Genomic DNA, 19,247 nt, shown 5'->3' with positions numbered 1-19,247 from the left:
GGAAATGAACAGTGTTCATGGACGAGTCAAGATTCAGCCTCATCGCTTGTCGCCCGGTGCGGGCTTCGCTAATCGCTGGGTATGGGGATGAAATATTCAATCAGGCTTGACGATCCCGCTGCGACCGACCGGTTCGCCGCCCGTCTGGCGGCGCAATTGGGTGCCGCAGATGTGATCCTGCTCACGGGAGACCTGGGCACAGGTAAAACCACGCTCGCACGGGGCGTGATCGCGCGTTTGTGCGGCGTGAACGATGCGCCCAGCCCGACCTATACGATCGTGCAAACCTATGACACCGAAGACGGTGGTGAGCTTTGGCATGCCGATCTCTACCGGGTGGAAGATCCGTCCGAACTGGACGAGTTGGGCCTCGATGACGCGTTCGAGGAGGCCATCTGCCTTGTGGAATGGCCCGACCGCCTGGGTGCGCACCTGCCGCCGGACCGGCTGGAAATCCGGCTCGAAACATTGGAGGATTCCCCCACGAGCCGAGAAGCCCGGCTAACGGGATTTGGACGGTGGGAGGACCGCATTGACAATATCTGATCGCGCGACGGCGATGGACGCCTTTCTGGACCGCTCCGGCTGGGGCGGGGCCCAGCGCAACCCGCTGGCCGGGGATGCCTCGACGCGCCGCTATATCCGCCTGGTTGAGGGCGACCGCACGGCCATGCTCATGGATGCGCCGGCCTCGGCCGAGGCCCCGCTCTGTCCGCCGGACGCCACGCCGGAAGAGCGCGCCGAGCTGGGCTATAATGCCACCGCCCGTCTGGCCGGGTCCAATCTGGTGGCCTTTGCCGGTCTGGCCGATGCCTTGTGCGAGCGTGGCTTCTCCGCGCCGCGCATCCTGGCGTCGGATATCGAGAATGGTTTCCTGATACTGGAAGATCTGGGCGATGACCTGATCGCCCGGCTTTTGCCGGATCAGCTTCATGAGGGCACGATCTATGCCCAGGCGGTGGACGTGTTGGCCGCCATCTATCGCAGCACGTTCGACGATCATGTCAGCGTGGACGGTGAGACCTGGCCGCTTCTGGCCTATGATGACACGGCCCTGTTGGCCGAGGCCAATCTCTTCCTGGAATGGTATCTGGCCAAGCATGCCGGCGTTGAGCTCGACCAGGCCGCGCTGGATGAATGGAATGCGATCTGGGCCAAGGCGTTCAAGCGCCTGGATTCCTGCCCGCCGGGCCTGGTCCTGCGGGATTTCCATGCCGAGAACCTGCTCTACCTGCCGGACCGTGACGGACCGGCCGCCCTCGGCTTGCTCGATTTCCAGGACGCGCTGATGGGGCATCCGGCCTATGATCTCGTCTCCCTGCTGGAGGATGCGCGCCGCAATGTGGAGCGCAAACTCGCCGTGCCGCTCAAGGCGCGTTTCGTGGAGCAGGCCGGCATTGCCGACAGCGCCGGTTTCGATGCCGCCTATGCCGTGCTCGGCGCACAGCGCAATGCCAAGATCCTGGGCATTTTCGTGCGGCTCGCCGTGCGCGATGGCAAACAGCGCTATCTTGACCTTCTGCCGCGTGTTGCCCGCTATTTCGTGGGGGACCTCCAGCATCCGGCCCTGATGGAGCTCAATCTCTGGATCAAGACGCATGCCGGTGCGGTCCTGCTGGACGCGCACAAATGAGCCGGATCACCACAGGCATGGCGCTGGCGGCAGGGCTGGGCACGCGCATGCGTCCGCTCACCCTGGACCGGCCGAAAGCCCTGGTGAGTGTGCAGGGCCGGGTCCTGCTCGACTGGGCGCTGGACCGGTTCGCCGCTGCGGGCGTGGAGCGCTGTGTGGTGAACATCCACCATTTCGCCGATCTGATGGAAGCCCATCTCGCCGGTCGGAGCGGCGCGCCCGCCCTGACCATTTCCGATGAGCGCGATGACGTCCTGGAAACCGGCGGCGGTGTGGTGAAGGCTCTGCCGGAACTCGGCTCCGATCCGTTTTTCATCTCCAATATCGATGCGGTCTGGTTGGATGAGGACGAGCGGGAACTCGACCGTCTGCAGACGGCCTGGGACCCGGCGCGCATGGATGCGCTTCTGCTGCTGGCCCCGATGGACCGAACGCTGGGCTTTGACGGGGCGGGCGATGCCTTTCTGGAGACGGATGGTCGATTGCGGTTTCGCGGTGATGCGGATGCCGCGCCCTACGCCTATGCCGGTGTGCAGATCCTGAATCCGGCCGTGCTCGCCGGGCGCGAGCCCGTGCGCTTTTCCATGATGGATGTCTGGAAGGAGCTCGCGGCTGCCGGCCGTATCCACGGTCTGGCGATGCGGAGTTTCTGGATGCATGTCGGCGACCCGGTCGCCCTGGCCGAGGCTGAGGCGCGCCTGTCCGGGTGAGTGACCGGATTTTCGATACGCCGGCCCCGCGCCTCTTCACCCTGCCGCCGCAGGACGATTTCCTGCGCAAGATCGCCCGCCAATTGCGGGAGGAATTCGATGTTGCGCGCAATCCGGATGCGCTGACGGATTTCCTCATCCTCACACCGACCCGGCGTGCGGCCAAAGCGCTCGGTGATATCCTAGCCGAGGAGGCGGGGAGTGGCGTCGCGCTTCTGCCGCTGATCCGGCCGATCGGGGATGTCGATGTCGACGATCCGCCCTTCGAGCCGGGCGAGCTGGCCGGGATTGCCCCGCCCTCGATTTCGCCGCTGCGCCGCAAGTTCGAACTGGCTCGGCTGATCCTGGCCAAGGAAGCGGCTCTGGGACGTCCCATTGGTGTCGGCGGTGCGCTGGCGCTGGCCGACCCCTTGGCGGCGCTGCTGGATGATATCGCGACTGAAGACCAGGCGGACCTGTCCAAGATCGACGAAGCGCTGCGCGCGCATCTGCCCGAGGACCGGCGCGAGGCCATCGAGTTTCTCGACATTGTGCAACAGGCCTGGCCGGCGCGTCTGGCGGAGCTGGGGCTGAGCGATGCTGCGGCCCGCCGCACCCTCGTCCTGCGCGCCCTGACCGAGCGCTGGATCGCCCACCCGCCGGAACATCCGGTTCTGGCGATCGGCTCGACGGGGTCGATCCCGGCAGCCCGGGACTTGATGGCTGTGGTGTCGCAACTGCCGCGGGGCGCGGTTGTCTTGCCCGGGTTCGACGGCGATTGCGATGATGCCGCCTGGGACAAGATCGAGTCGGAACATCCGCAATGGGCGATGAAGGTTTTCGTCACGGCGCTCGGCGTGGCGGATCGCGACGGTCGTGGCGTCCGGCCCTGGCCGGGTGTGGCGGACTCCGAAGCGGCCGGCCGGCCCCGCCGTCACCTGATCGCCGAAGCTCTGCGGCCTGCCGAGACCACGGATGCCTGGATCGGCCGGCTTGAGAAACTGCGCGAACGCTACGGCCAAAGCGTCATCGAAGCGGGACTGGAAGGTCTCTCCCTGATCGAGGCTCCCGACCCGCTGACCGAAGCGCGGGTGTGCGCGCTGCTGCTCCGGGAAACACTGGATGATCCGGACAAGACGGCCATTCTGGTCACGCCCGACCGGGCCCTGGCGCGGCGGGTGTCCGCGGAAATGTCGCGCTTTGGTGTGCGGCTGGATGATTCCGGCGGCGCCTCCCTGGCCGAGACGCCGGCCGGGGCTTTCCTGACACGTCTGCTCGATGTCGCCTTGGACCCGGGCAGTGTCGTGGCCCTGACGGCGTTGTGGGGATCGCCGCTCTTCACCGCCGGCAGTGCGCGCGGGGCGGTGCATACCGTGCTCGGCAAGTTCGAGGCGGAGGCCTTGCGGGGCGCGCGGCCGGGGCGCGACTTCCAATCCGTGCGTGACCGGATCGAGGGGCGTTTCGTCGATCTGTTCGAGACGGACAAGACCTTCATCCACGAGGTGCTGGACCGCCAGGAGGCGGCTTTTGCTCCCCTGCTCAGCGAGGCCGAGCGGCCGGTCGCGGATTGGGCACGCCTGCATGCGGAGGCGGCCGAAAGCCTGTCGATCGGCGCGGATCCGGGCCTGTGGGGCGGAGAGGGCGGAGAAGCCGCAGCCGGTCTCGTCCGGGCCCTGCTGGAAGAGAGTGAGAGCCTGCCGCCGATGACGCTGGCGGATTATGCCGCCACGGTGAAGGAGCTGATCGGCAAACGCCGTGTGCCCCCCAAACTGGGTGTGCATCCGCGCCTGCAGGTGCTGGGTCCGCTTGAGGCGCGCCTGATCACGGCGGACCGGGTCGTTTTGGCCGGTCTGAATGAAGGCGTCTGGCCGAATGCGCCGGGAGCGGATCCCTGGCTGTCGCGCCAGATGCGGATTGCGGCGAAACTGGGCGCGCCGGAACAGCGCTATGGCTTGGCGGCGCATGATTTTTCCCAGCTGGCGGCGGCGCCGGACGTGATCCTGACCCGTTCGGCCCGCGCCGATGGCGCACCGACGGTCGCATCGCGCTGGGTCTGGCGTCTCAAGACGCTGACGGAAGGCGCTCTGGGGCGGGAAGCGGCCGCGAAGGCGCTGGCCCCGGCACAGGACTATTCCGCCATTGCGGCGCGGCTGGACGATCCCGCTTGCGCGCCACGCCCGGCGCCGCGTCCGGCCCCGGCTCCGCCGGTGGAGGAGCGCCCGCGCGCCCTGTCGATCACCGAAATCCGGACCTGGGTGCGCGACCCCTATTCGATCTTTGCCCGGCATGTTCTGGGCCTGCGACGCCTGGACCCCGCGGACATGCCGCCAGGCGCACGGGAGCGCGGCACAGCCTTGCACGAAGCGCTGGAGGTCGTCGTTCCGCAATGGGTGGATGGCATTCCCGCCACAGCCGTTGAGGACCTGGTCGAAGCGGCGCGACAGCCGCTGGACGCGCTGGGCTTCTCGCCGGAGGAGATGGGGGTGGAGCTGGGCCGTTTCCGGCGCGCCGCTGAATGGCTGGTGCGGTGGGAACAGCGCCGCCAGGATATCGGAACCCGGCTGGAACAGGTGGAAATCAAGGGCCGGATGGAGCTGTCAGGGCCTAAAGGGGCCTTCACGATCACGGGCCGGGCGGACCGGTTTGACCGCACGGCGGACGGCCGGCTCGATATCATCGATTACAAGACCGGCAATGCCCCGTCCGCGAAGACGGTGAATGTCGGCTTCGATCCGCAATTGCCGCTGACGGCTGCGATGGCGATGCAGGCAGGTGTCTTCCCGGATCTGGCGGAAAGTCCGCCGGCCGGCCTCTATTATGTGCGCCTGCCCGGCAATGCCGATGGCGGCTTGGAGGCGCGGATCGACAGTTCCAGGTCCACACCGGATGCGCTGACCATGGCGGAAAAGGCGTTGGAGGACCTGATCGGCTGGATCGCTCGTTTCGATGACGAAATGATGCCCTATGAGAGTCAGGTGCGCGCCCAATACAAGAATGATTACGGGGATTTCGACCATCTTGCCCGGCGGGGTGAGTGGGCGAGTGCCGCCAGCGACACCGACGGGTCGGAGAGCGGATCATGACCAAGCCGGGATTCGACGAGGACATCAAGCAGCACGCGACGGATGAACAGCGCCGGGCCGCCAGGCCGGAGGCCAGTGTCTTCGTCGAGGCCAATGCCGGCTCCGGCAAGACACGGGTCCTGGTGGACCGCGTGGTCAATCTTCTGCTCAAGGACGTGCCGCCCGAACAGATTCTCTGCGTCACCTACACCAAGGCGGCTGCGGCGGAGATGAAGGACCGTCTCTTCGCCCGCCTCGGCGCCTGGACGATGATGGAACCGCAGGCCCTTGAGGCCGATTTCCGCAAGATGACACGGCGCGATCCGGTGCCCGGCGAGCTGGACAAGGTGCGCCGCCTGTTCGCCCGGGCGCTGGAAACGCCGGGCGGTCTGAAGGTCCAGACCATCCACGCCTTCTGCGAAAGCCTGCTGCGCCGTTTTCCGCTGGAGGCCGGCGCGCCGCCGGGTTTCTCGACCCTGGATGACAGCGAAGCGGAGGCCTGTGTCGAGACGGTGCGCCGCCAGGTGCTTGCGCGTTTGCAGGGTGACGAGATTGACCGGATCCTGGCGACCGGCGGACCGGAGGCCTTTGCCACGATCATGAGCTGGGCCCGGTTCAACCGGCACCACCTGCGCGACCGGATCGAGGCGGTCGGCGGTGACGCCCAGCCCCTGATCAATACGCTCTATGCCGATCTGGGTCTGAGCCAGGGCCAGGATGCGCGGTCGGTGAAGGCGGAGGCCTGGCTCGACGCGCCGCGAGCGGAGCTTGAGGCAGCGGCCCATGCGATGATCCATGAGGGCAGCCCGACCGATGCCAAGCGTGGAGCGTTGCTGCAGGCGGCTCTCGACGAAACGGACCCCGTGCGCGCCTTCGAAGCTTGTCTCCCCTTCTATTTCACGGGCAATGGCAAGAGCACGCCGATGGTGAATGTCGTGACGGGCAAGATCGACAAGGTCGCACCGTCCGTGAAGCCGATGCTGGAGGCGGAACAGGCGCGCATGGAGGCGGCGCGCGATCTGGTGAAGGCGGCGGCGCTGGCCCAGGCGAGTGCGCTGGCCTTGCGGGTCGCGTCGGATTTTGTCCGGGCCTATGAGGCCGAGCTGACCCGGAGGCGGGCGCTCGACTTCGATGATCTCATCCGTCTGGCCGGCGATCTCCTGCAGCCGGAAAACCCGTTCTCCGGCTGGGTCGGCTACAAGCTGGACGCCACCCTGTCCCACGCCCTGATCGATGAAGCCCAGGACACGGCGCCGCGCCAATGGGACATGATCCGCGGCCTGACCGCCGAATATTTTGCCGGTGACGGCGCCCGGGAGGGTGAGCGGACCCTGTTCATCGTCGGTGACGAGAAACAGTCGATCTACTCTTTCCAGGGGGCCGAACCGGCCCGCTTCATCGCCGAGGGCGAATGGCTGCAGCAAGCGGCGGCCGCCGTCGGGCTGCCCTTTGAACGGCCGGGCCTGAATGTCTCCTTCCGCTCGGCCCCGGAAATCCTCTCGGCCGTCGATCAGGCCTTCGATCTGGAAACCAAATTCCAAGCCCCCGACGAGGCCCGGCCCTTCTCGCATTATCAGTCCCACCAGGCGGCCCGGATCGGCATGTCGGGCTGTGTCGAGTTCTGGCCGCCCGTGCCCATGCCGCCCAAGGTCGAGGAGGGCTCGATCTTTGACCCGGTCGACCAGCGCCCCTGGGGCAGCGCCATTGACCAGCTGGCGGCAACGATTGCGGCGGATATCCGCCAGCGGATCGCGCAGGGCGATGCGGTCTGGGAGGAAACCCCGGACGGGTTCGCGCCACGCCCGCTGACGCCGGGCGATGTCGCCATCCTGGTCTGGCGGCGAACCGGCGGCTTTTTCGAGGAGATGATCCGCCAGCTCAAGCTCCAGGGCGTGCCGGTGGCCGGGGCGGACCGGATGGTTCTGCGCGACCAGACTGCTGTGAAGGACATGCTGGCCCTGGCCCGCTTTGCGCTGACCCCGGGCGATGATCTGGCCTTGGCCGAAGTGCTCAAATCGCCCTTCTTCGACCCGATCGACACGGAGACCCCGAAGATCGGGGATGATGAATTGATGGCGCTGGCGCGGCTGCGCAAGTCGAAACGGCGCGGCGCGCTGTGGGCGGCGCTTTTCACCTGTGACCTGCCGGTCTTTGCCGAGGCGCGCGAGGCGCTCGCCCTGTTCCGCGACCGGGCCGACAGTGAGCGCCTCTATGATGTCTTCGCCAGCTTCCTCAATGCGCGGACCCCGACCGGCGAGACCCGCTGGGCGCGCGTCTTTGCCCGGCTGGGCGAGGAGGCCCGAGATCCGCTGGAGGAATTCCTGGCGCGGGCGCTGCGGCACGAAACCGAAGGTGGCGGGGCGCTGGCCAGCTTTGTCGCGGGTATCGAGCGCGAGGAGAGCCAGCTCAAACGGGAGATGAGCCAGGGCCGCAATGAGGTCCAGGTGATGACGGTCCATGCCTCCAAAGGGCTGGAATGGCCGGTCGTCTATCTGCCGGACACGACCCGTTCGCCCGTCAAGACGCGCAAGGACCCGATCATGAAGCATGACGGGACCGGTCTCGTCTGGGCCCAGCGCAAGGGGGATGACCCGCCGGCCATCGCTACCTTGCGCCAATTGGGCGAGGACAAGGCCCAGGCCGAACATGGCCGGCTGCTCTATGTCGCCCTGACCCGGGCGCGGGACCGTCTGGTGGTGGCGGGCTGGAAGCATTCCAGTTCGAGCAATGGCGGCCGCATCGATGATGACAGCTGGTATGCCCGGCTCGACACGGCCTGGAGCGGACCGGAGTGGCAGGCCATGCCGTCACCGATCCCGGTCGCCCCCGACGAGGATGAGCCTGAACCGGGTCGCCGCCTGGGCGATGCGCCGAGGACGCTGGGGGCTGCGGCCGTCGGCGTGGCGGCGCAGGCCGACCTGCCGGAATGGTCGCGCGTCCCCGCCCGGGCCGAGCAGTCCGGCGTGCGCGGTGTCGCGCCGTCCAGCTTCCTGGGCGATGAAGAGGGCGGGTTCGAACCGGCCGTGCTCTCACCCCTGTCCGATCCGGGTGCCTATCGTTTCCGGCGTGGCGATGTGATCCACAAACTCCTGCAGACCCTGCCCGATCTGCCACGCGAGCGGCGGCGGGAGGCTGCGGAACGTTTCGTGGCGGCCCAGCCTGATTTTGACGATGACGCCCGCACGGTCATGGTCGAGGAGACGCTGGGCATTCTCGACCATCCGGAGTTTGCGCCCCTCTTCGGGCCGGGCAGCCGGGCGGAAGTCTCGCTGGTGGGACGGGCGGACACCTTGCCGGGTTCGGTCATTGTGCGGGGTCAGGTCGACCGGCTGGTGGTGACGGATACCGAGGTCCAGATCATCGACTACAAGACCAATCGTCCGCCGCCGGACACGGTTGCTGCGGTGGCGAAAGTCTATATCGGTCAGCTGGCGACCTATCGGGAGCTGCTCAGAGCGGTTCATCCCGGAAAAACGGTACGTTGCGCCCTGCTCTGGACCGATGCAGCCCGGCTCATGGAAGTGGCAGACGAAGCCATGGACGCGGTGTTGCACGGCGCAAAAGCTTGACGGACGCACCGGCGCTCCTTACCTCACGCGCCATCAGAGCAGTCCGGGCAGCCGGAACTGTCCCTTAAGGCCCAAAACAAAGGAGTGTCACATGGCGACCAAAGCGGTCAGCGATGAATCCTTCGAAAGCGACGTTATCAATGCCAGCGGCCCGGTCCTCGTGGACTTCTGGGCAGAATGGTGTGGGCCGTGCAAACAGATCGCCCCGGCGCTTGAGGAAATCTCCGACGAGCTCGCCGGTGAGCTGACCGTCGCCAAGGTGAACATCGACGATCACCCGATGACGCCGGGCAAGTATGGCGTGCGCGGCATCCCGACCATGATGATCTTCAAGGACGGCCAGGTCGTCTCCACGAAGATCGGTGCCATGGCCAAGGGCAAAATCTCCGAATGGGTCAAGGAAAGCCTCTAGGCTGACCGGCCCTTCCGGATTGAATGAAAACGGGCGCCGTTTGGCGCCCGTTTTTCTTTGTCCCCAGTCGGTTTGTTGTTCTTAGTCGGGCCGCCGTTGTGCCAGCGGATAGGCGATGATCAGGCTGAGCGGTTCCTCGCCGACCTGGACGATGCCCACTTCGGCGCCCTCATAGAGATAGGCCGCCATGCCGGCGGTCATGCGGGCGGTTTCTCCGTCCGAGGTGACATCGCCGGTCCCGGAGACGACGTAATAGACCTCGTCATGGGAGATCGGGTGCAGGCCGATGGCAGCGCCGACATGCAGGGTGCGGATCCGGAATTCCATCGCCCGGCCGGGCGCGACATCGGAGATCCGGTAGGCCGTGCTCATCCCGATCGCGCCATGCGGCGGGGCTTCCTCGCGGATCACATCATTCTGGTCGACCACGACCATGGGCCGGGCTTCCACCGTGTCCGGTGTGGCCGCTTCCTCGGCGCAGGCGGTCACAAGAAGCGCGGCCAGACCACTCAGAAATACCGGTTTCATCCCATCCTCCCCAGGCTATGGAAACCGGTGTCATACTAGCGGTTAAAGGCATGGCGTCAAAGCGGCTTGGCTAGCCCGGTGTGCGGTGGGGCGGGGCGTCGCCAAGCGCGAGGGCTTCGCCGGCGAGATAGAGGGAGCCGCCGATCAGGATGCGCGGGGCGGGATGTTCGCGGGCGGCATTCTTCATGGCGGGTATGAGCCCGCCTGCCGGGTCAGCATGCAGGCCGGCGGCCTTGGCGGCGGCCACGACATCCTGCGCCGACTGGGAGCCGCCCCGGCCAGAGCTGAATTCCACCACGATCATGCGGCGGGCGAGGCCGGCAAATTGCCGGCACCAGGCCTTCACATCCTTGTTCGGCGAGAAGCCGGCAATGATGACCAGCGGGCGCTCATCGCGTTCATCCATGTCGGCCAGCGCATGGGAGAGCGCCTTGGCCGCGGCTTCATTATGACCGCCATCCAGCCACAGCTCGGCGCCGGCCTTGCTGGCAATTTCGCCCAGCGGGCCGCGCGTGATGTTCTGCAGGCGGGCGGGCCAGCTGGCATTGGCGATGCCGCCGGCCGCGGCGCTTTCCGGCCAGCCGAGAATGGCGGCACAGGCGGCCGCCGCTCCGGCATTCATGATCTGGTGCGGGCCCAGCAGACCGGGTGCCGGCAGGTCCCAGACCCGGGTCTCGTCCTCATAGACCAGGCGGCCATGCTGCATGTAGGCATTATAGTCGCGGCCCCAGACCCAGGGCGGGGCGCCGACCTTCTGGGCTTCTTCCAGGATGGCGGCCTCGGCCTCGTCGGACTGGCTGCCGATCACGACCGGGACCCCGAATTTGCAGATGCCCGCCTTCTCGCGTGCGATTGTGGCGAGGTCATTGCCGAGGAATTCCTGGTGGTCCATCGAAACCGGCGTGATCACGGTCAGGGCCGGCTTGCCGATCACATTGGTCGCGTCATACCGCCCGCCCAGGCCCACTTCCAGGATGAGCCGGTCGGCCGGATGTTCGGAAAAGAGGAGGAGGGCCGCCGCCGTCGTGATCTCGAAAAAGGTGATCGGCTCGCCGAAATTCGCGGCCTCGCAGCGGGCAAAGGCCTCGATCAGCAATTGATCATCCACCGGTCTGGAATCAAGCAGGATGCGCTCGTTGAAATCCACCAGATGGGGTGAGGTGTAGATATGGACCTTTTCACCCTTGGTGCGGGCCATCTCCGCCAGATAGGCGCAGGTCGAGCCCTTGCCGTTGGTCCCGGCGACATGGATGGTCGGGGGCAGGCTGTCCTGAGGATTGCCCAGGGCCGTCAGCAAGCGCTGGAGCCGACCCAGGGAGAGGTCAATTTTCTTGGGATGCAGGCGCGCGAGGCGCGCCAGCGCGTCGTCAACATCCTGGCGGCGCGTGCTAATGGCCACCCCCGTCGGCGACCACATGATCAGCAGGCGGCGGTGTCAGGCTGGCGCGAACGGAAGATCCCGGACGTTTCATCATGACCCTCAAAAGCCGACCCAGTGTAGCCGGAATGTCCCGGCGATGCACGACTTTGTCGACCATGCCTTTTTCCAGCAGATACTCGGAGCGCTGGAAGCCCTCCGGCAGTTTCTCGCGGATCGTCTGCTCGATGACGCGCGGGCCGGCAAAGCCCACCAGGGCACCCGGCTCGGCGATATGGACATCACCCAGCATGGCGTAGGAGGCGGTCACGCCGCCCGTGGTCGGGTCGGTCAGGACGACGATATAGGGCAGGCCCGCCTCGCGCAGCATTTCCACGGCAATCGTGGTGCGCGGCATCTGCATCAGTGACAGGGCACCTTCCTGCATGCGCGCGCCACCGGCGGCGGTATAGACGACGAGCGGCGCCTTGCGCTTCACGGCTTCCTCGGCCGCCTTGATGAAGCTCTCACCCGCGGCCATGCCGAGCGAGCCGCCCATGAAGGCAAAATTCTGGACCAGAACAACGCTTTCCAGACCGTCGATATGACCGACGGCAATCGCCATCGCGTCGTCGCGACCCGTCTTCTTGCGCGCGGCTTGGATGCGCGAGGTGTAGGGCTTGTCGTCCTTGAATTTCAGCGGGTCGCGCGGCACTTCCGGCGTGTCGAGTTCCTTGAACTCACCATCGAAGGTGAACTGGAAGCGCCAGGACGGGCCGATACGCATGTGGTGGCCGCCCGGGGTCACGAAGAGGCCGGCTTCCAGGTCCTTGTGGAAGACCATTTCACCGGTCTTGGGGCATTTGACCCAGAGATTGTCAGGCGTGTCCCGCTTGGAGAAGATTTTCGACATCCCCGGAGGGGTGATCTTGGTCAGCCAGTTCATGCCTGAATCCTGTTCACTCATTATCAAAGGCCCCCAAAGCCCTGATGCTGCCTGTTGCCGCTAGCGACGCGCGGTGTGAACCGCAGAAGACAGGCGCTTTACCAAGTCTGTCGCGCCCGTGACACCACCTTCGTGCATCGCGTCGACAATCGCCGAGCCGACAACCACAGCGTCAGCATGTTTCGCAATGGCCGAGGCCTGTTCCGGTTCGCGTACACCAAAGCCTACCGCGACCGGCAGACCCGAGGCTTTCTGGACCCGGGCCACCGCTTCGCTGACTTCGGTGACGGCTCCGGTTCCGGCGCCGGTCACACCTGTCGTGGAGACGTAATAAACAAAACCCGCCGTATTGGCGACAACCGTGGCCAGACGCTTGTCGTCCGTCGTCGGCGTGGCCAGGCGGATCAGGGCGATGCCGTGCTTGTCCAGCGCGGTGCGGAGGTCTTCATCCTCTTCCGGCGGCACGTCGACACAGATCAGCCCGTCGACACCGGCCTTTCCGGCGGCCTTGGCGAACTTGTCCCAGCCCATGTGATGGATCGGATTGGCATAGCCCATCAGCACGATCGGCGTGGACTTGTCGGTCTTGCGGAAGGTCGCCGCCTGGTCCAGCGTCTTCTTCAGTGTCATGCCGGCATCCAGCGCGCGCAGGGCCGAGGCCTGAATGGCGGCGCCATCGGCCATCGGATCGGTGAAGGGCATGCCCAGCTCGATCACATCGGCGCCGGCCGCCGGCAGCGCATTCAGCAAGGCCTGGCTGTCGCCATCCCCGGCCATCATGTAGGCAACGAAACCGGCACGATTATAGGCGGACAGCTCGGCGAAACGGGTGGTGAGGCGATTGGTCATCTAGAGCTCCACCCCCAGCATGCGCGCGACTTGCGGGACGTCCTTGTCGCCGCGGCCGCACATATTCATCAGGATGATGCCGTCCTTGCCCAGCTCCTTGGCCAGATCGCGGACGCGGGCCAGGGCGTGGCTGGGTTCCAGGGCGGGGATGATGCCTTCCAGCTTGGTGCAGAGCTGGAACATTTCCATCGCCTCATCATCCGTCGCGGAGACGTATTCGGCGCGCTTGGCGTCGTGCAGGAAGGCGTGTTCCGGGCCGATACCGGGATAGTCCAGACCGGCCGAGATGGAGTGGGCGTCGATGATCTGCCCGTCATCATCCTGCAGGAGATAGGTCTTGTTCCCGTGCAGGATGCCCGGCTTGCCACCCTTCAGAGACGCGGCGTGCTCACCGGTTTCGATGCCGTGGCCGGCCGCCTCGACGCCGATCAGGCGCACTTCCTCATCCTCGATGAAGGGATGGAAGAGGCCCATCGCATTGGAGCCGCCCCCGATACAGGCGACGCAGGCATCGGGCAGGCGGCCCAGGCGCTCCTTCATCTGGGCGCGGGCTTCGCGGCCGATGATGGACTGGAAATCGCGGACCATGGCCGGATAGGGGTGCGGGCCGGCGACCGTGCCGATGACGTAGAAAGTGTCCTTCACATTCGTCACCCAGTCGCGCAGGGCCTCATTCATGGCGTCCTTCAGCGTGCCCGTGCCGGAGGTGACCGGCACGACTTCCGCGCCCAGCAGTTTCATGCGGAACACGTTCGGCGCCTGGCGTTCCACATCGGTGGCGCCCATGAAGACGGTGCAGGGAATGCCGAACCGGGCCGCCACGGTGGCCGTCGCCACGCCGTGCTGGCCGGCGCCGGTCTCGGCGATGATCCGGGTCTTGCCCATGCGCTTGGCCAAAAGGACCTGGCCGAGGCAGTTGTTGATCTTGTGGCTGCCCGTATGGTTCAGCTCGTCGCGCTTGAACCAGACCTGCGCGCCGCCGAACTCTTCGGTCAGGCGTTCCGCGAAATAGATCGGGCTGGGCTTGCCGACATAATCCTTCAGGAAGAGGTCCATCTGGGCCTTGAAGTCCGGATCCTTCTTGGCGGCTTCATAGGCCGCCTCGAGTTCCAGAATGTTCGGCATCAATGTTTCGGCGACGAAACGGCCGCCATAATCGCCAAACCGGCCCTTCTTGTCCGGCCAGGCCGAGAGCGCATTCGGGCGTGTATCGGCGGACACGGTTTCGCTCATGGCACTCTCCTTTTGACGGCCTGACAGATCGCTAGGCTTGTGTGGGCACCGCCAGCGCCGAGGCGAAGGCGGCGATCTTGTCCGCATCCTTCACGCCGGGCGCGGATTCGATGCCGGACGAGACATCCACCGCCTGGGCCCCCGCTTGGGATACAGCGGCAGCGACATTGGTGGCATCAAGCCCCCCGGACAAGAGCCAGGGCACGGAAATCTGCAGCGATTTCAGCAGCGCATAATCATAGCCCACGCCATGCCCGCCGGGCCGGTCGGCCCCTTTCGGCGGTTTCGCGTCAAACAGGAGCATGTCGGCAATCCGGTCATAGGCTTTTGCGGCGTCCAGGTCGCTCGCGTCAGCCACCGGCAAGGCCTTGATAACACCGCGCTTTGCATAGGCGCGCGCCTGTACGACGCGCTGCGGGCTCTCCGAACCGTGCAACTGGATCCAGTCGGGATGCATGGCGTCGCGGATGCGGGCCAGCAGATCATCATCGGGATTTACCGTCACGGCGACGGTCTGGCTGTTCTTCGCCAGATGCGCCAATTCGCCGGCCAGGGAGGGCGAGACATGCCGCGGGCTCTTCTCGAAAATGACAAAGCCGGTCCAGGCCGCCCCCGCCGCCTCGGCCGCTGCCACATCCCGTCCGGTCTTCAATCCGCAGAACTTGATCTGGGTCATGCCCCGACCGTTAGCGGTTTATCGGGAGGAGGGGAAGCTTGGGGGTGAGTGAACCGCTTCTCCGGCTTCGGGGAAGGCAGGTTGGGGGCGGTTGAGGCAGAAGGCCATGGGCTGGAAGAGCAGCCATTCTATGAAGGCCTTGATCTTGGGCTCCCGGGCGCGGGCCGGATCGAAGACGAGATAGTGGGAATGGGTGTGCGCGCTTTCATGGGCGAAAGGCTGTATCAGTGTGCCCGCGGCGATCTGCTCGGCGAAATAGATCGGGGTGACCATCGCTGCGGCATCGCCCGAGGCGATGGCGGCAGAGACTTCCATGGTCTGGGTTTCCAGTTCCAGGGCGGGGCGCTCAGGCAAGCGGGTGGGGTCGACGCCTGCCTCCGCCATCCAGGCCCGCCACCAGTGGATGGGGCCGAACAGTCGCAGTTTAAGCAGGTCTTCGGGCTGGTTGAACGGGCCGTGGCGTTCCAGCGCGATGCGCGGCACCAGCGGGGCGGTGCGGTCCGGGAAGAGGTGACGCGCCTCCAGGCCGGGCCAATTGCCCTGGCCGATGCGGATGCCGATATCCGCCTCGCCGGCCTTGATGTCGACCAGGTCGGATCGGCTGTCGATGCGCACGGCGAGCTCCGGGTGGGCGAGCTGGAAGCCGCCGATCCGCGGCACCAGCCAGTTGGAGCAGAAGGTCGGCAGGGCGGTGACCGACAGTACACTGGCCCGGTCCTCGCGCACTTCGCGGAAGGTGCGTTCCAGCAGGCGGAAGGCTTCGGACGTGCCCCGTGCCAGCTGGGCGCCCCGCGCGGTGAGTTCGACATGGCGCGCCTTGCGCTCGAACAGGGCAAAGCCGAGCCGGTCCTCCAGCAGTTTGATTTGATAGCTCACCGCCGCCTGGGTCATGCCCAGCGCCTCCCCCGTGCGGGTGAAATTGCCCAGACGGGCAGCCGTCTCGAAGACGCGAATGGCCTGGACCGGCGGGAGGGGAGCAAGATCAGTCATAAGCGGTCTTTATGAGAGACCCCCGAGAACGCGTTGGTCAAGACGGTTTTGCGGACCTAAGTCATGATCAAGCTTATGACGGAGGTCGCCATGACCCTGATGGAATTCATGATCGAGAAAACACCGCCCACTGTGATCGGGTCGGATCCGCGTTACTGGAAACAGGATCGCAGCTGGTTGGGATGGCTCACCGGGGCCTTTGCCTGGATGGATGGCCAGCGGGACTGGCACCGCAAGGTCTAGAAGCCGCCGTGACTCACAATGCCTGCCAGGGCCGGATGCCGATAGGCCTGGGCAGCATAGGCGGTGAGGTCGGCCGGACCTGTTGATGCCGATGACGGGCTGGCCGGTGTTTCCGTGTCGCGCATTTCCGCGATCTGCTGGGACAGTGAGGGCTGGAGCTTCTCCCCCGTCGTTCCGCGCTCACCCTCGCCGCCTTCGTCCTCGGCCCGGTTCAGCTCGGCCCGGGCCTGGGCCGCTTTCGCATCGGCCATGGCCGCCACCTTGCGGTCCTGACCGGAGGGTTCTACGGGCGCCAGCGCGGCCGCCTTCACCTGTTCCATCTTCTCGATGGTGGCTTCCGGATCGCCCTTGATCTCGCTGGCATCGATCGGGACTTCGCCGCCGACCGCATAGGATCGCCCGTCCGGACCCTGTTCGAATGTATAGCTGGCCGCGCCGGCATATTGTCCGCCGACCATCTGGTGGGCGCGTTCATGGGCCCGGACTTCCTGGTCGCGCGCCTTGAGCGCGTCCACCCGGGCCTGCTCTTCATCGGACAATCGGCCGGCCGGATCCGGGCGGGCCAGGCGACGCGATTTCACGTCAAATCCGCCGGACTTGTCCGGGTCCGCTTCGGGGCCTGGCGGCGCCTGAACGGGGGCCGCCGGCACAGAGGCCGACCATCCGCCAAACGCGGATTGTGAAGACAGGGATGAGGCAGACACACCATTCATGACGCCATTATCCGGCGTCACGTCCTAATGCGGGCTCTACCAAATCGGTAAAATGCGAGGGAAAACCGGCAGATCAGCCGGTCAGTTCAGGGACGCTGGCGCGGGATTCGTCGACGCGTTCGCGCAATTCCTTGCCGGTCTTGAAGAAGGGCACATGCTTCTCCTTGACGGCCACGCTCTCGCCGGTGCGGGGATTGCGACCCACGCGGGCCGGACGACAACGCACTGAAAAGGCACCAAAACCGCGAAGTTCGACCCGGTCACCTGCGGCGAGCGCGTCCGTGATGCCATCGAGGACGGTGTTCACCACACGCTCTACGTCACGGTGGTAGAGATGCGGATTTGCTTCCGCAAGCTTGTCGATCAACTCGGATTTGATCATCGCTAAACCTCCGCGCCTGAACGCCTAATCCTTGCGCCTGCCGGTGCAGGCGTCAATGCATGCTGACAAAAAAATCGGCCGGAGCGTGAACTCCGGCCGATTCTTCGTTTCCGAGACGTTGAGGATTAGTCCTCGTCGCCTTCCTTCTCGCGCAGGGCCGCACCCAGGATATCACCCAGGGACGCACCGGCGTCGGAGGAACCGTACTGCTCGACGGCTTCACGCTCTTCGGAGATCTCCAGGGCCTTGATGGACAGGGAGATACGGCGCGAGGCCTTGTCGATGTTGGTGATGCGGGCATCAACCTTGTCACCGACAGCGAAGCGTTCCGGACGCTGTTCCGCACGGTCGCGGGACAGGTCGGACTTGCGGATGAAGGACTTCACGCCGCCTTCATCGCCGAAGGTCACTTCGATACCACCCGAGGTGATCTCGGTGACGGTGCAGGTGACGGTGTCGCCACGGCTGACGCCGGAGCTGTCCATCGGGTCGCCGCCGAGCTGCTTGATGCCCAGGGAGACGCGCTCCTTCTCGACATCAACGTCCAGCACCTTGGCTTCCACGACATCGCCCTTCTTGAAGGCTTCGATGGCTTGCTCGCCCGACTGCTCCCAGGAGATGTCGGAGAGGTGCACCATGCCGTCGATGTCGCCGTCCAGGCCAACGAACAGACCGAATTCGGTGATGTTCTTGATTTCGCCCTTGATGGCGGAACCGGACGGGTGCGTTTCGGCGAACACTTCCCACGGATTGCGCTGGGTTTGCTTGACGCCCAGGGAGATGCGGCGCTTGTCGGCGTCGACATCGAGGACCATGACCTGCACTTCTTGCGAGGTGGACAGGATCTTGCCCGGGTGGACGTTCTTCTTGGTCCAGGACATCTCGGAGACGTGGACCAGGCCTTCAACGCCTTCTTCCAGCTCAACGAAGGCACCGTATTCGGCGATGTTCGTGACACGGCCTTCGAAGGTCGCGCCAACCGGATACTTGGCGGCAACGCCTTCCCACGGATCCGACATCAGCTGCTTCATGCCGAGCGAGATACGCTGGGTTTCCTTGTTGATCTTGATGATCTGGACTTTGACCGTCTGGCCGACTTCCACCACTTCAGACGGGTGGCCGACGCGGCTCCAGGACATGTCCGTGACGTGCAGCAGGCCGTCAATGCCGCCCAGGTCAACGAACGCACCGTAATCGGTGATGTTCTTGACGACGCCTTCGCGGGCTTCGCCCTCGGCCAGCTGGCCAACGAGCTCGGCGCGCTGTTCGGCACGGCTTTCTTCCAGAACGGCGCGGCGGGACACCACGATATTGCCGCGCGGACGGTCCATTTTCAGGATCGCGAACGGCTGTTCCTGGTTCATCAGCGGACCCACATCGCGCACAGGACGGATGTCGACCTGGGAGCCCGGCAGGAAGGCCGAGGCACCGCCCAGATCCACCGTGAAGCCGCCCTTGACGCGGCCGACGATGGCGCCGTTGACCGGCTCTTTCTTTTCGAAGGACTTTTCGAGGCGATCCCAGCTTTCCTCGCGGCGGGCTTTGTCGCGCGACAGGATGGCATCACCGAGCGCGTTTTCGATGCGCTCCAGGTAAACTTCGACTTCGTCACCCGCCTTGGGGGCTTCCGAGCCCGGGCCCGTGAATTCGCGCATCGGGATGCGGCCTTCGGTCTTGAGGCCAACATCGACGACCACGACATCATTTTCGATCGAGGTCACGGTACCTTTGACGACTTGGCCTTCGGCCAGATCACGGCCGGCCAGGCTCGCTTCGAGCATTGCGGCGAAATCATCAGTCGACGGGGTGAGAGATTCTGTAGACATGTTAAAGGGTTGCTCCGAGGCGGCGAACGCTGTTGCGTAAGAAAGAGGCGCGCACCGCTTGGCCGATATCGGCCGGTTGGACATTGTACAAATGGGCGTGTGACAAGGTCGCTGCATCATTCGATGCCGCGAGATCCCG

General features: G+C 65.5%; 17 protein-coding genes. 7 read left to right on the top strand and 10 right to left on the bottom strand.

Features of this window, described 5'->3' with window-relative positions; translation table 11 throughout:
- The first annotated feature begins 87 nt into the window (after positions 1-87).
- The 6 genes from tsaE to trxA all read left to right on the top strand — a co-directional run bounded on the left by tsaE (position 88) and on the right by trxA (position 9,365).
- Complete coding sequence (tsaE, locus tag FCS99_RS12290; RefSeq protein WP_233352799.1) at positions 88-546, top strand: tRNA (adenosine(37)-N6)-threonylcarbamoyltransferase complex ATPase subunit type 1 TsaE; 459 nt, start codon at positions 88-90, stop codon at positions 544-546.
- Positions 533-1,633 (top strand): aminoglycoside phosphotransferase family protein, encoded by a 1,101-nt coding sequence (locus FCS99_RS12285; protein WP_233352798.1) that lies wholly within the window; start codon positions 533-535, stop codon positions 1,631-1,633. Before tsaE ends, FCS99_RS12285 begins: the two co-directional genes overlap by 14 nt.
- The gene (locus FCS99_RS12280) at positions 1,630-2,343 is read left to right on the top strand and encodes a nucleotidyltransferase family protein (protein WP_138512956.1); all 714 of its coding nucleotides are present in this window, start codon (positions 1,630-1,632) and stop codon (positions 2,341-2,343) included. The genes FCS99_RS12285 and FCS99_RS12280 overlap by 4 nt, the downstream gene beginning before the upstream one ends.
- Positions 2,340-5,405 carry a double-strand break repair protein AddB gene (gene addB, locus FCS99_RS12275; RefSeq protein WP_138512954.1) on the top strand — a complete coding sequence of 1,022 codons (3,066 nt, stop codon included), beginning with the start codon at positions 2,340-2,342 and terminating at the stop codon, positions 5,403-5,405. Before FCS99_RS12280 ends, addB begins: the two co-directional genes overlap by 4 nt.
- A complete protein-coding gene (addA, locus tag FCS99_RS12270; RefSeq protein WP_138512952.1) occupies positions 5,402-8,953 on the top strand; it encodes a double-strand break repair helicase AddA in 3,552 nt (1,183 codons plus the stop codon). The genes addB and addA overlap by 4 nt, the downstream gene beginning before the upstream one ends.
- Before the next feature lie 91 nt (positions 8,954-9,044).
- A complete protein-coding gene (gene trxA / locus FCS99_RS12265; protein ID WP_138512951.1) occupies positions 9,045-9,365 on the top strand; it encodes a thioredoxin TrxA in 321 nt (106 codons plus the stop codon).
- An 81-nt stretch (positions 9,366-9,446) separates the two neighbouring features.
- Here the strand turns inward: trxA and FCS99_RS12260 are convergent, their stop codons facing one another.
- The 7 genes from FCS99_RS12260 to FCS99_RS12230 form a co-directional block, all read right to left on the bottom strand.
- A complete protein-coding gene (locus FCS99_RS12260) occupies positions 9,447-9,800 on the bottom strand; it encodes a cupin domain-containing protein (RefSeq protein ID WP_138513171.1) in 354 nt (117 codons plus the stop codon).
- A gap of 163 nt (positions 9,801-9,963) precedes the next feature.
- Complete coding sequence (locus FCS99_RS12255) at positions 9,964-11,286, bottom strand: bifunctional folylpolyglutamate synthase/dihydrofolate synthase (RefSeq protein ID WP_407658287.1); 1,323 nt, start codon at positions 11,284-11,286, stop codon at positions 9,964-9,966.
- Positions 11,282-12,196 carry an acetyl-CoA carboxylase, carboxyltransferase subunit beta gene (gene accD / locus FCS99_RS12250; protein WP_138513169.1) on the bottom strand — a complete coding sequence of 305 codons (915 nt, stop codon included), beginning with the start codon at positions 12,194-12,196 and terminating at the stop codon, positions 11,282-11,284. The genes FCS99_RS12255 and accD overlap by 5 nt, the downstream gene beginning before the upstream one ends.
- A gap of 60 nt (positions 12,197-12,256) precedes the next feature.
- Positions 12,257-13,045: a tryptophan synthase subunit alpha gene (gene trpA / locus FCS99_RS12245; RefSeq protein WP_138512947.1), complete on the bottom strand. Its 789-nt coding sequence runs from the start codon at positions 13,043-13,045 to the stop codon at positions 12,257-12,259.
- The gene (trpB, locus tag FCS99_RS12240; RefSeq protein WP_138512945.1) at positions 13,046-14,278 is read right to left on the bottom strand and encodes a tryptophan synthase subunit beta; all 1,233 of its coding nucleotides are present in this window, start codon (positions 14,276-14,278) and stop codon (positions 13,046-13,048) included.
- 31 nt (positions 14,279-14,309) lie between these two features.
- A complete protein-coding gene (locus FCS99_RS12235) occupies positions 14,310-14,954 on the bottom strand; it encodes a phosphoribosylanthranilate isomerase (protein WP_138512943.1) in 645 nt (214 codons plus the stop codon).
- An 18-nt stretch (positions 14,955-14,972) separates the two neighbouring features.
- Positions 14,973-15,944 carry a LysR substrate-binding domain-containing protein gene (locus FCS99_RS12230; protein WP_138512941.1) on the bottom strand — a complete coding sequence of 324 codons (972 nt, stop codon included), beginning with the start codon at positions 15,942-15,944 and terminating at the stop codon, positions 14,973-14,975.
- Between the two features lie 63 nt (positions 15,945-16,007).
- Here FCS99_RS12230 and FCS99_RS12225 point away from each other — a divergent pair, with 63 nt between their 5' ends.
- Positions 16,008-16,187 (top strand): hypothetical protein, encoded by a 180-nt coding sequence (locus FCS99_RS12225; RefSeq protein ID WP_138512939.1) that lies wholly within the window; start codon positions 16,008-16,010, stop codon positions 16,185-16,187.
- Here FCS99_RS12225 and FCS99_RS12220 read toward each other — a convergent pair.
- From FCS99_RS12220 to rpsA, 3 genes are all read right to left on the bottom strand, one after another.
- Complete coding sequence (locus FCS99_RS12220) at positions 16,184-16,768, bottom strand: putative metalloprotease CJM1_0395 family protein (protein ID WP_233352792.1); 585 nt, start codon at positions 16,766-16,768, stop codon at positions 16,184-16,186. The genes FCS99_RS12225 and FCS99_RS12220 overlap by 4 nt on opposite strands.
- 205 nt (positions 16,769-16,973) lie before the next feature.
- Positions 16,974-17,282, bottom strand: coding sequence for an integration host factor subunit beta (locus FCS99_RS12215; protein WP_138512935.1), 309 nt, complete (start codon positions 17,280-17,282; stop codon positions 16,974-16,976).
- A gap of 125 nt (positions 17,283-17,407) precedes the next feature.
- Complete coding sequence (gene rpsA, locus FCS99_RS12210; RefSeq protein WP_267899623.1) at positions 17,408-19,192, bottom strand: 30S ribosomal protein S1; 1,785 nt, start codon at positions 19,190-19,192, stop codon at positions 17,408-17,410.
- Positions 19,193-19,247: the final 55 nt, after the last annotated feature.

This window comes from Maricaulis alexandrii (assembly GCF_005871165.1).
In the GTDB taxonomy this organism is placed as follows: domain Bacteria; phylum Pseudomonadota; class Alphaproteobacteria; order Caulobacterales; family Maricaulaceae; genus Maricaulis; species Maricaulis alexandrii.
The sequence above is the reverse complement of the archived record's forward strand: the minus strand, read 5'-3'. Positions and strand labels throughout refer to the sequence as shown.